This window comes from Tropicimonas sp. IMCC34043, assembly GCF_003390845.1.
Taxonomy (GTDB): domain Bacteria; phylum Pseudomonadota; class Alphaproteobacteria; order Rhodobacterales; family Rhodobacteraceae; genus Tropicimonas.
This window is the reverse complement of the sequence record NZ_QMEK01000001.1, coordinates 517769-530337: the sequence shown is the minus strand read 5'-3', so window position 1 is coordinate 530337 and position 12569 is coordinate 517769. Positions and strand designations below refer to the sequence as shown.

General features: G+C 67.6%; 8 protein-coding genes. All 8 read right to left on the bottom strand.

Features of this window, described 5'->3' with window-relative positions:
- Window positions 1-2 precede the first annotated feature (2 nt).
- The 8 genes from DQG17_RS02365 to DQG17_RS02335 all read right to left on the bottom strand — a co-directional run bounded on the left by DQG17_RS02365 (window position 3) and on the right by DQG17_RS02335 (window position 12527).
- Window positions 3-1172 (bottom strand): efflux RND transporter periplasmic adaptor subunit, encoded by a 1170-nt coding sequence (locus DQG17_RS02365; RefSeq protein ID WP_116131138.1) that lies wholly within the window; start codon window positions 1170-1172, stop codon window positions 3-5.
- A 110-nt stretch (window positions 1173-1282) separates the two neighbouring features.
- Window positions 1283-1996, bottom strand: a complete 714-nt coding sequence (locus DQG17_RS02360) for an RlmE family RNA methyltransferase (RefSeq protein WP_116131137.1) — start codon at window positions 1994-1996, stop codon at window positions 1283-1285.
- Between the two features lie 134 nt (window positions 1997-2130).
- Entirely contained in the window at window positions 2131-3243 is a 1113-nt protein-coding gene (locus tag DQG17_RS02355) for a Ppx/GppA phosphatase family protein (RefSeq protein ID WP_116131136.1), read from the bottom strand.
- A gap of 135 nt (window positions 3244-3378) precedes the next feature.
- Entirely contained in the window at window positions 3379-6834 is a 3456-nt protein-coding gene (locus DQG17_RS02350) for a chromosome segregation SMC family protein (RefSeq protein ID WP_116131135.1), read from the bottom strand.
- 212 nt (window positions 6835-7046) lie between these two features.
- On the bottom strand, window positions 7047-7223 hold the full coding sequence (locus tag DQG17_RS21600; RefSeq protein WP_157973491.1) for a hypothetical protein: 177 nt from the start codon (window positions 7221-7223) through the stop codon (window positions 7047-7049).
- A 201-nt stretch (window positions 7224-7424) separates the two neighbouring features.
- Window positions 7425-10310, bottom strand: a complete 2886-nt coding sequence (locus DQG17_RS02345) for an error-prone DNA polymerase (protein WP_116131134.1) — start codon at window positions 10308-10310, stop codon at window positions 7425-7427.
- 222 nt (window positions 10311-10532) lie between these two features.
- Complete coding sequence (locus DQG17_RS02340; RefSeq protein ID WP_116131133.1) at window positions 10533-11012, bottom strand: RNA pyrophosphohydrolase; 480 nt, start codon at window positions 11010-11012, stop codon at window positions 10533-10535.
- Window positions 11013-11168: 156 nt separating this feature from the next.
- Complete coding sequence (locus DQG17_RS02335) at window positions 11169-12527, bottom strand: S41 family peptidase (protein ID WP_116132543.1); 1359 nt, start codon at window positions 12525-12527, stop codon at window positions 11169-11171.
- Window positions 12528-12569 lie beyond the last annotated feature (42 nt).

Genomic DNA, 12569 nt, shown 5'->3' with positions numbered 1-12569 from the left:
GATTATTCCTCGCCCCGTCCGGCAAGGACCGCTTCGACCTGAACGCCCGGGCGCACCCGTTGCAGCCCCTCGACAATCACCAGCTCGCCCTCGCGCATCCCGTCCTCCACGACGACCGCGGTGCCGTTCTGGCGGCCGAGCGTCACATAGCGCTGTTCGACCCGGCCATCGGGGGTGACGACCAGGGCAAAGTCGCCGCGCTGGTCGCGCTGCATTGCCGCCTGCGGCACCAGCAGCCGCTCCACCGGCTCCAGCGACCGGATCCGGACGTCGAGGAAGGCGCCGTCGACAATCAGCCGGTCGGCATTGGGAAATTCGGCCATCAACGTGATCGTCCCGGTGGTCGGGTCGATCCGGTTGTCGATGAAGACGACCCTGCCCGCCTCGTCGAGCTGGCGGCCGTTCGGCAGGTTCAGGAACACTTCAGGGGTTAGCGCCGGGTCGGTCAGATCGGTGACATCGGCCTTCAGAACCTCGAGAACCCGGATCAGCTGTCGTTCCGACAGCGAGAACGCCACCCGCATCGGCCGTTCCCGCACCAGCCGAACCAGCGGAGCCGAGCCCGGCCCCACGAGATCGCCGACCGAGCGGGCGACGGCGCCGATCCGGCCCGGAAACGGCGCCGCAATCTGGGTGTAGCCGAGGTTCAGCTCGGCGGTGCGCAGCGCCGCGCGCGCGCCCTCGACCGCGGCGGACGCCACGGCCTCGTTGGCGCGGGCGATATCGACCTCGCGCTGCGGCGTCGTCCCGCGGCGCAGCAGTTCCTCGCGCCGCTCGCGTTCTATGATCGCGAGATCTAGGTTTGCCTGTGCCCCGGCAAGCTCGGCCTTTCTCGCATCGACAGCCGCCTGATAGGCATGGGGCTCGATCCGGAACAGCGGATCGCCCTCGGCGACCTCGGCCCCGTCGCGTACCAGCACCGCCTCGAGAAAGCCGCTGACCCGCGGCAGGATCTGCACCTCATCGATTGCCCGTGCCTGCCCGATGAACCGCGATTCGTCGATCAGCGGCTCGCTCCAGACTGCAGCAACCGCAACCGCAACAGCGGGCTGTGCCTGCTGGGCGGCAGCAGGCACAGCCACCGTCAGCGATCCGGCGCCAATGTAGAGAATGGGCATCAACACTGTGGCAGCAGTGGCAAAGGTCCGGGCGGCCCGGCGAATCGGCGGCATCGTGGAGGATCCTCCCTGCAGGCACTCAAAAGCTACTCTGCCACAGAATCGGATGGGATCACTCGATGACAAAATTTCATCGCATGGCCAGAGTGCCGCAGAGGCTCGGTCTACCCCTCGGGCGCTGGCCGGAATCCCGTGGCGACCACGAACTTTTCCGACGAATCCGACCGGCTTGCCGGCGGCTTCACGTTGAAGACCTTTTCGAACCGCTGCTTCAGAAGCGCCTGCAACCCGCCTTCAGCGCCGCCTGCCAGGACCTTTGCCACGAAGGTCCCGCCCGGTGCCAGAACATCGAAACCCAATTGGGCCGCCGCCTCGCAGAGCGCGATGATCCGGATGTGATCGGTCTGCTTGTGCCCGGAAGACGCCGCTGCCATGTCCGACATCACCACATCGGCCTGACCGCCCAGCCAGTCGCGGACCTGGGCATCGGCACCGTCCGCCAGAAAATCGAGCACATGGGTTTCGGCCCCCGAGATCGGCTCCACCTCCTTGAGATCGACGCCGATCACCCGGCCCACCGGTTTGCCTTTTGCCTCACCGAGCGCATTGACCCGCTTCGCCGCGACCTGGCACCAGCCCCCCGGTGCACAGCCAAGATCAACGACCCGAGCCCCTGGCACCAGGAACCGGAACCTGTCGTCGAGCTCGACGATCTTGAACGCCGCGCGCCCACGATAGCCCTCGCGCTTGGCCCGCACCACATAGGGGTCGTTCAACTGCCGCTCCAGCCAGAGCGTCGAACTCAGCTTGCGCCCCCGCGCAGTCTTGACCTTGACCTTCAGATCACGCTCGCCGCGCCCGCTCGTCTTCTTCGCCATACCGCGCCTCCAGCGTCATCCGTACAAGATTTCATGCCTCCGGCGGGGATATTTCCGAACAGAAGAAGAAGGCAAGCCCGGCCCCTTCTTCTGTTCACAAATATCCTCGCCGAAGGCAGCCGCCGCAGGCGGCTTCAGAACGGCCCGTCCTCGAGCACCCCGTCTGCCGACATCTGGGCATAAAGAAGCCCCTCGCGCAGCCCACGGTCGGCCACCGAAAGCCGGTCGGTCGGCCAGATCCGCATCAATGCCTGCAGGATCGCCGCGCCGGACATGATCAGCGCCTGACGGTCCTTTCCGATCCGCGGGTCGGCCTGGCGGCCGGCCTCGCCGAGGCTGAGATAGTCACGGATCACCGTGTCGATCTGGTCCGACGTCATGCGCAGCCCGTCGACCTTGGTCCGGTCATAGCGGCGCAGCCCGAGGTGGCTTGCCGCGACCGTCGTGACCGTTCCGCTGGTGCCGATGATCTGAAACCCCTCGCGGGCCTGCTCGCGAACATAGGGCGAAAAATTCGCCAGTTGCTCCTCGAAATACCAGCTCATCAGGGCAAAACGGCCGGAATCGTCGGCAACATCGCGAAACTGGTCCTTCAGCGTCGCCACTCCCAGCGGCACCGAGATCCAGTCCACCACCTTGGCGGTCGGAAACGGGTGGTCGCCGGTGTCGAACCCCTTGTGCAGCCGCATGATCGCCCGCGGCCGGTCCGGCCCCGGAACCCGGCTGAGGTCGATCCAGACAAGCTCGGTCGAGCCCCCGCCGATATCGACGACCAGCAGTTGCTCGGTCCGGACCGACACCAGCGGCGCGCAGGAGACCACGGCGAGCCGCGCTTCCTCCTCGGGCTCGATGATCTCGAGCCAGAGGCCGGTCTCCTTGCGAACCATACGGATGAAGTCACGGGAGTTGTGGGCGCGCCGGCAGGCTTCGGTCGCCACCAGACGCATCCGCCGGACCTTGTGCTTCTGGAACTTCGCGTTGCAGATCTTCAACGCCTGCACGGTGCGACGCATCGAGGCACGCGACAGCCGACCGGAGGCTTCCAGCCCGGCACCGAGTTGCACGGACTTCGAGAAGCTGTCCACGACATGGAACTGGGACCCCTTGGGTTGGGCCACCAGCATTCGACAAGAATTCGTTCCCAGATCCAGTGCCGCATAGGGCTCGACAGGATCGGGCGGTATCGGTGCAGGAGATTCTACCGGCTTCGGGAACGCGCCCGCACCGTCGGGACGCTTGGGCGCCATGTCACGCCCTCCAACTTCAGTTACCAACTAAGTAGCTACAGGTCTTCCTCGACGCAAGCCTTCCGCTAGGTGTTCGGTCCCGGCACCTGCCGAAACCAGTCTGTCCGCGACGGGGGCCGCACGCCCACCTCTCCGTCAGGCCACCAGCGACTCGGCCTTCTTCAGATCCACCGAGACAAGCTGGCTCACCCCCTGTTCCTGCATGGTCACACCGAACAGCCGGTCCATCCGGCTCATGGTGATCGCGTGGTGGGTGATGACCAGGAACCGGGTATCGGTGCGCTGGGTGATTTCGTCGAGCATGTCGCAGAACCGCGTCACGTTGGCATCATCGAGCGGCGCGTCGACCTCATCGAGCACGCAGATCGGAGCGGGGTTCGCCAGAAACACCGCAAAGATCAGCGCAAGGGCGGTCAGCGTCTGCTCGCCGCCCGACAACAACGACAGTGTCGCAAGCTTCTTGCCCGGCGGCATGCACATGATCTCGAGCCCGGCTTCCAGCGGATCGTCCGACTCGACCAGTTCCAGCCGCGCCTCGCCGCCGCCGAACAGGTGGGTGAACAGCGTGCGGAAGTTGTCGTTGACCTGCTCGAACGCGGTCAGCAACCGTTCGCGGCCCTCGCGGTTCAGGCTGTTGATCGCGGTGCGCAGGGTGCGGATCGCCTGTTCCAGATCGGCCTTCTCCGCGACCAGGCTGCCGTGTTCTTCCGCAACCTCGCGGGCATCCTCCTCGGCCCGCAGGTTGACGGCGCCAAGCGCATCGCGGCTGCGGCGCAGCCGGGCGATGTCGGCCTCGATGGTCTCGACGGGCGGCATGACGGCAGGATCGGTGTCGAGTTTCTGCAGCAGCGCTTCGGGTGTGGTTTCAAGCTCGTCCCGGATCCAGCCGGCCGCGGCGTGAAGCTGTTCTTCGGCTGCCTCGGCGCGCGCGGCCGAACCGGCGCGGGCCTCGCGGGCGTGACCCGCCTCTTTCTCCGCCTCGCGCCCGGCGGTATCGGCGGCGCGCCAGGCGGCTTCGCCCGCGGCCAGTGCATCGGCCGCCCGCTGGCGCCGCGCTTCGGCCACCTCGAGCCCTTCGGCCAGTTTCTCGCGCCGGATCGCGATGTCCTGCGGCGCGTCCATGGCAACTTCGAGGTCCTCCTCGGCCGCCATCCTGCGATGTTCCAGATCGCGGCTGCGCGCCTCGGCGGTCTCGAGCCGCTTTTGCCAGCTGGCGATGTCGCGGGCGATTTCCTCGAGCCTGCGGCGGCGCGCCTCGCCGATCCGGCGCAGGTCGTCCTGGGCACCGCGCGCGGCCATCATGTCGCTGCGCGAGCCCTCGACCAACGCACGCACCGCCTCGACCCCGGCGCGGGCGGCATCGAGATCGGCCAGTTCGGCGCGGGCCTCGCGGGCCTCTTCCAGCCGGATCCTTGCGTCGGCGGCCTCGTCCTCGTGGCGTTGTGCGGCCAGTTCGGCGGCCTCCAGCCGGGTCTCGGCCATCGCGCGTTCGTTCTCGGCCCGGCTGAGCGCGCGGCTTGCGTTGGCGACCGCGGTGTCGGCCTCTTTCCGCGCCTGACGGGCGCGGGCGTCGACTTCGGTCAGCGACCGCAGCCGTGCATCGAGCGTCTGATGGGCCTCGGAGGCAGCCGCGGCACGGGCGACCGAGGCTTCAAGATCGCGGGCCAGTTCGGACAGGCGGTTGATCTGTTGCAGACGCAGGGCCGCGGCCGAGGGCGCATCCTCGGCGCCGGCCCGGAACCCGTCCCAACGCCAGAGATCGCCCGCCAGACTGACCAGCCGCTGGCCCGGGCGCAGCAGCGGCTGCAGCCGCGCGCCCTCAGAGGCATCGACCACGCCCACCTGCGCCATGCGGCGGACCAGCACGCTCGGCACCTGCATATGGGCGGCAAGCGGTTCGACACCTTCGGGCAAGGGTTGCGGCGCGTCGTAATCGGGCAGATCGGCCCAGCCGGTCGCGGCCTCGGGCCCCACGGCGGGCACCCGCAGATCGTCGGCAAGTGCCGCACCCAGCGCCTTTTCATAGCCTGCCGCGACCGTCAGCGCATCGAGCACCTGCCCGCCATCGGCGCGGTCGCGGTCCACCAGGCGGGTCAGCGCCGCAACCTCGGCGCGCAGCGCCTGCGCCTCGCCTTCGGCCCCGGCGCGGTCGGCGCGGGCATCGGCCTCGCGCGCGGCGCAATCGGCGCGGGCGGCATCGGCGTCGTTCAATGCATCCTCGGCCGCTTCAGCGGCAGCGGTCGCAATCTCCAGCTCGGACTCGGCTGCGGCCAATGCCTCGTCGGAACGAGCCAGCACGCCACGCGCCTCGGCCGCGGTGGTGCTGGCCTTGCGCGTCTCTTCCTCGTGCCGGGTCACGGCGCGGGCGGCGTCGGCCTCCAGCCGTTCGGCCGACTGGTGACGGGCGGCAAGCCGGGCCGCATCCTCGGCGGCCTGGGTCATCTCGGTCTCGCGGCCCTCGAGGTTCGAGGCCGCGATCCGCGCCGCCTCGATGGCCGCGGCCAGCTTGTCGTCATGCCCGGCATGGGCCCGTTCCAGGTCGGCATGTTCGGCTTCGAGCCGCGCCATGGTCTCGCCTGCGTCGCGATTGAGCCCGCTCTCGCGGTCCATGTCCTTGGACATCTGGGCGATCTGGCGTTCCAGACCGACGATGGCGGCGGTGGCGCGCTTTTCCTCTTCGCCAAGCGTGCCAAGTTCGACCTGCAGCCGCTGCAGGATCGCGGCGGCGATGGCCTCCTCCTCGCGGAGCGGCGGCAGCCCGGCATCGGCCGCCTCGCGCGCCGCCTGCGCCTGCAGTGCCGCGCGCTCGGCAGCCGAGGCCTGCAGGGTGCGCTCGCGCAACTCGGCCCTTGCGGCCTCCAGCGCCTCCTCGGCCTCGCGCCAGCGGCGATAGAGCAGCATCCCCTCGGCCTGACGCAGTTCGGAGCCAATGGCGCGATAGCGCGCCGCCTGCTTGGCCTGACGGGACAACTGCGCCAGCTGGTTGGCGAGCTGTTCGACCACGTCATCGACCCGGGCAAGGTTCTGCTCGGCTCCGGTCAGTTTCAGCTCGGCCTCGTGGCGGCGCTGATAGAGCCCCGAGATCCCGGCGGCTTCCTCGAGGATGCGGCGACGGTTCTGCGGCCGGGCATTGATCAGTTCGCTGATCTGGCCCTGGCGGACCAGCGCCGGCGAATGGCTGCCGGTCGAGGCATCGGCGAACAGCATCTGGATGTCGCGCGCCCGCACGTCCCTGGCATTGGCCTTGTAGGCAGAGCCGACATCGCGGGTGATCCGGCGGATAACTTCCAGCGTGTCGAGATCGTTGAAGCCCGGAGGCGCCAGACGTTCCGCATTGTCGATCTGAAGCGAGACCTCGGCAAAGTTGCGCGCCGGCCGGCTCGAGGCGCCGGCGAAGATCACATCCTCCATGCCGCCGCCGCGCATGGCGGTGGGACGGTTTTCGCCCATCACCCAGCGCAGCGCCTCGAGCAGGTTCGACTTGCCACAGCCGTTCGGGCCGACGACGCCGGTCAGACCGTCGGCGATCACCAGGTCGGTCGGGTCGACAAAGCTTTTGAAGCCGTTGAGGCGAAGCCGGGTGAAACGCATGGCGCGATCCTGTGTGCTCGAATAGGACGTGCTAGTGTTGCACGGATCGGATCAGAGTCAAGGGATTGGCCCTGCATATGGCGTGACAGGACCCCTTATCCACAAGATATGCCGGTTCTTCAGGGACTTCCGGCCAGCCGAATGACACGCCCCGGACAAGGCCCGAGGCTCGCCCGGGGTGCTGCGGCCGCCATGCGGCGTGAAACCTGTCTCTAGCGATAAAGCCCGGGGTTCTTCGCGCGCTTCTCTTCCTTCTCGGTGTTCAGGCGGCGCAGCGTGTGTTCGATGTTCTCGGCCGCCTCGGGCACCCTCTCGTGCGGCGCCGGATCGGTTCCGGGCCTTGCGGCGGTGGGTCTGGCGACAGGCGCCTTGCGCAATTCGGTGGTCATGGATGTCCCTCCCCCGGACGCTCCTAAATGGTGGAATATGCCCCCGCGATGCGGCGGGCGTCGCCCTGCAGCCGGATGCGATGCGGCATGGTCTCTCCTCCCCAGGTTTCGACCGCAGATATGTTGGCACGTCATGGTGCGCTCAGACATGACCTGAATCAAGCGGCATCGGGCAGTGGCGATGTCCTGCGCGGCGGCCTGTCAGCGCCCATGTCCCGGGGCCGGACCGCGCGGGGTCAGGCGCGAGCGCAGCAGCGCCAGCGGATGCGCCCTGAGGGTCAGGCGCAGCGTGGCATAATCCTCCACCACCTGCTCGCCCAGGGTCATCGCAGGCAGGCTTGCCGCAGGCTCGCGGATCCCCTCGCCGTCGATATCGCCGGCAAACAGCGGCAGCGGGGCGGGTCCGCGCAGCGCCTTTGCCTCCCACAGCGCCTCGCGGCGGGACAGCCCGAGGCTTGCAAAGGCATCGGCCTCGGCCAGCACCTCGATCAGCGCGGGCGCCAGTCCGGCACGGCGCCAGACGTCCTCGACCCTGAGATAGCCGTTGCCGCGGGCGGCGGCGATCCAGCCCGCCTCCTCCTCGCGCATCGCCCTGATCTGGCGAAAGCCGAGCCGCAGCGCCAGCCCGCCGTTGCCATCGGGCTCCATCACATTGTCCCAGTACGAGGCGTTGATACACACGGGCCGCACCTTGACCCCGTGTTCGCGGACATCGCGCACGATCTGCGCCGGCGCATAGAACCCCATGGGCTGCGAGTTGAGCAGCGCGCAGGCGAAGATGCCGGGGTGATGGCGTTTCAGCCAAGCCGAGGCATAGACCAGCAGCGCGAACGAGGCGGCGTGGCTTTCAGGAAAGCCATAGCTGCCGAAGCCCTCGATCTGGCTGAAACAGCGGGCCGAGAAATCCGCGTCATGCCCGTTCGCACGCATGCCGTCCATGAACCGGTCGCGGAATTCGCTGACGTTGCCATGCTTCTTGAAGGTGGCAAGCGAGCGGCGCAGACGGTCGGCCTCCTCTGGGGAAAACCCAGCGCCGACAATGGCGATCTGCATCGCCTGTTCCTGAAACAGCGGCACGCCAAGGGTCTTGGCCAGCACCGCGCCGAGCGCGTCGGAGGGAAAGCTCACCGGCTCCTCGCCATTGCGGCGGCGCAGATAGGGGTGAACCATGTCGCCCTGGATCGGCCCGGGACGGATGATCGCCACCTCGATCACCAGATCATAGAAACAGCGCGGCTTCATCCTGGGCAGAAAGTTCATCTGCGCCCGGCTTTCGACCTGAAAGACGCCAAGCGCATCGGCGCGGGTCAGCATGTCATAGACCGCCGGGTCGCCGGGCGGCAGGGTGGCGAGCGTCAGCCGGGGTCCGTGGTGGGCCGCCACCAGATCGAAGGCCTTGCGGATGCAGGTCAACATGCCAAGCGCCAGGATATCGACCTTGAGGATGCCGAGCGCGTCGATGTCGTCCTTGTCCCAGGGAATGACCGTGCGGCCCTCCATGGTGGCGTTCTCGACCGGGCACAGCTCGTCCAACCGGCCCTCTGTGACGATGAAGCCGCCGACATGCTGTGACAAATGCCGCGGAAATCCCTGGATCTCGGCCACCAGTTCCATGGTGCGGGCAAGCCGCGGGTCGGCCGGATCGAGCCCCATCTCGCGCATCCGCGCATCCTCCATGCCCTTTGCCGCGCCCCAGCCCCAGATCTGGCTCGACAATGCCGCGACCGTGTCTTCGGAAAGCCCCATGGCGCGGCCGACTTCGCGCACCGCACGCTTGCCACGAAAGTGGATCACCGTGGCGCAAAGCCCGGCGCGGTGGCGGCCGTAGCGTTCATAGATGTGCTGGATCACCTCTTCGCGGCGTTCGTGTTCGAAATCGACGTCGATGTCGGGCGGCTCGCCGCGCGCCTCCGAGACGAAGCGCTCGAACACCATGGTGCCGACCTCGGGGCTGACCGAGGTGACGCCGAGACAATAGCAGACCACCGAATTGGCGGCAGAGCCACGGCCCTGGCACAGGATGCCGCGGGACCGGGCGAAGGCGACGATGTCGCGCACGGTGAGGAAATAGGGCGCATAGCCCAGCCGGGCGATCAGGTCGAGTTCGTGGGCCAGCATGGCGCGCACCCTCTCGGAGGCGCCGGCGGGATAGCGCCACCGGAGCCCTTCCTCTGCCAGCCGCGACAGACGGGCATCCGCGGTCTCGCCGTCCGCGACCTCGGAGGGATATTCGTAACGCAGCTCATCGAGACTGAAACGGCAGCGGTCGGCAATCCCGGCGACGCGGTCGACGGCCGCCTCATGGTCGCCGAGGATCTGGCGCATCTCGGCCTCCGACCGCAGCCGCTGCTCGCTGTTGGCAAGTGCCGCCCGCCCCAGGTCCTCGACCCGCGTGCCGGTCCGGATCGCGGTCAGCACGTCGGCCAGACGGCGGCGGCCGCCATGGTGCATCCGCGGCGCGGCAGCAGCAACGGTATCGATCCCGAGACCTTGCGCGAGACGGGCCAGGGCATCGAAGCGCGCACCATCGCGGCCGTCATAGCGGGGGCTGAGCACCAGATGCACCGATGCGCCAAAGCGGCGCGTCAACCGCTCGGCCTGTGCCCGCCATCGGCCCGCGCCGCCCTTGTATTGCGGCACCTCTGGCCCCGTCGCCCCGGGCGGGTGCAGCAGAAACTCCATCCCCTCGCCCCAGTCCAGCACGTCTTGGAAACGCAACAGGCAGCTGCCCTTCCCGGCCCGGAGCCGTCCGTCCGAGATCAACCGGCACAGCCGCCCCCAGGCAGCCCGGTCCCGCGGCAAGGCAGTCGCGGCAAAGCCGTCCTCGAGCACCAGACGCGCCGCGGGCAGAAGCCGCGGCACGCAGGCGAACCCCTGCGGCGCGCCCGACATCTCTGCCTCGGCCCGCTTGCGGGCGATCTCGCGGACCTCGACATGCGCCCGCACGATCCCCGCCACCGAATTCTCGTCGGCTATCGCCACCCCGCCAAGCCCGATTTCGGCCGCCCGGTCCATGTAGTCCTCGGGGTGCGAAGCCCCGTTCAGGAAGGTGAAATTCGAGGTGGCGGACAGCTCGACAAACCGCATGTCACGCTTCCGAAACAGGGGCTTCTTCTTGGAAGAAATACCTCCGCCGGAGGCCTGAAATTTCTGGCAGCAGGCTGATCACCCGCGGTGGCACCGCAGGTATTTTCACCAAGAAGAAGAGGACAAAAGGAATGGGGGGCGAGTCGCGCATGCCCCATGATATTCTCGTTTTGTTCTATATTGGAGTCCTGTCGGCCGGAGCCTTCCGGGGCCTTGACGCGCCTAGAGGTGGGGGACGAGGGCTGCCACGACCTGTTCGTAGACCGCACGCTTGAAGGGGACGATACTGGTCACGAGTTGATCCGCCGGAAGCCAGCACCATTCCGAGAATTCCGGGTGGTCCGTGTCGATCCGGATCTGGTCATCGTCGCCCCGGAACCGCAGCAGGATCCATTTCTGCTCCTGGCCGCGATACCTGCCCTTCCAGATCTTGCCGATCAGTTCGGCGGGCAGATCATAGCGGAACCAATCTCCGGTCTCGGCGACGAAGTCGACCAGATCGGCGGTCACACCCGTCTCTTCGCGAAGCTCGCGCAATGCCGCCTGGCGCGGTGTCTCGCCGGGATCGATGCCGCCCTGGGGCATCTGCCAGGCCAGGACATCGCTGTCGATGCGCTGGCCGACAAAGACCTTGCCCGCCGCATTGGCGAGCATCACGCCGACGCAGGGACGATAGGGAAGATGTGCGGGATCGTTGCTCATGGCGCCGTTATCGGGTGCGCGCGCGCGCCTTGCAAGAGCAGAGCCGATCCCGCGGTGCCGGGCGATTTGAAGCACCCCCGTCGCGCCGGAACGGTCCGGGGAAGGCACCACCGGGGACAGAAGGCGGTCGGGGCGGACACGCCGCCCCGACAGGTATCATTCCTGGGCGCCGGTATCGACCTCGAGCACCGACAGCCCGCGGAGGATGTCGAGCGCATAGGCGAGTTGGTAATCCTCCTCGCGCAGTGCGGCAGCCTCCTCGGCCTTGGCGCGGTCCTCCTCGGCCTGCTTGCGTTCATCCTCGGTCATGCTGTCGTTGTCGAGCGCACCGCGAAGATCGGCCTCGGTACGGCTGAAGCGCTTCAGCGCCGTGTTCTCTTCGGGTTCCTCGGCCGCGGCGGGTTTGGGCTGCGGCTGTTCGACGACGATGTCGGGCGACACGCCGAGCGCCTGGATCGACCGGCCCGAGGGGGTGTAATAGCGCGCGGTCGTCAGCCGCATTGCCCCGTCGCCGCGCAGCGGCACCACGGTCTGAACCGATCCCTTGCCAAAGCTCTTGGTCCCGACGACGACGGCGCGGTGGTGATCCTTCAGCGCACCGGCGACGATCTCGGAGGCCGAGGCAGAGCCGCCATTGATCAGCACGACCATCGGCTTGCCCATCGCCAGGTCGCCTTCGGTCGCGTTGTAACGGTCGCCGTCTACGGGGCTGCGGCCGCGGGTCGAGACGATCTCGCCCTTGTCGAGGAAGGCGTCCGAAACCTTGATCGCCTGGGTCAGAAGCCCGCCCGGGTTGTTGCGCAGATCGAGCACGAATCCGTTGACCTTGTCCATGCCGCCCAGTTCCTGAACCGCCTCGTTGAGACCGCTTTCGAGGTTGGGATAGGTCTGGTCGTTGAAAGTGGTGACCCGCAGCACGACCGAATCGCCTTCGGTCCGGGTCTTGACGGCGGTAAGCTTGATGATGTCGCGGGTGATGGTGACGTCGAAGGGCTCGTCGGTGCCTTCGCGCACCACGGTGATGACGATGTCCGACCCCACCGGGCCGCGCATCATGTCGACCGCCTGGTCGAGCGTCAGGCCAAGCACGCTTTCGCCGTCGACATGGGTGATGAAGTCGCCGGACTGGATCCCGGCTTCGGCCGCAGGCGTGCCATCGATCGGCGAGACCACCTTGACGAAGCCTTCTTCCTGCGTGACCTCGATGCCGAGGCCGCCGAATTCGCCGCGGGTCTGGACCCGCATGTCTTCGGCGTCATCGGGGGGAAGATAGCTCGAATGCGGATCGAGCGAGGTCAGCATGCCGTTGATGGCGGCCTCGATCAGTTTCTTCTCGTCCACCGGCTCGACATACTGGCCGCGGATCCGTTCGAAGATGTCGCCGAAAAGGTCGAGCTGCTCATAGATCGAGCCGCTTTTCTCCGCCTCCTGGGCAATCAGCGGGCCGGCGACCTGGGTGGTAAGCACGGCGCCTGCCAGAGTGCCGCCGATTGCGGCCCAAACCAGTTTCCTCATGCGATCCTCGTTCTTCCTCTCGTGCAGCGGCGCGGACATCAC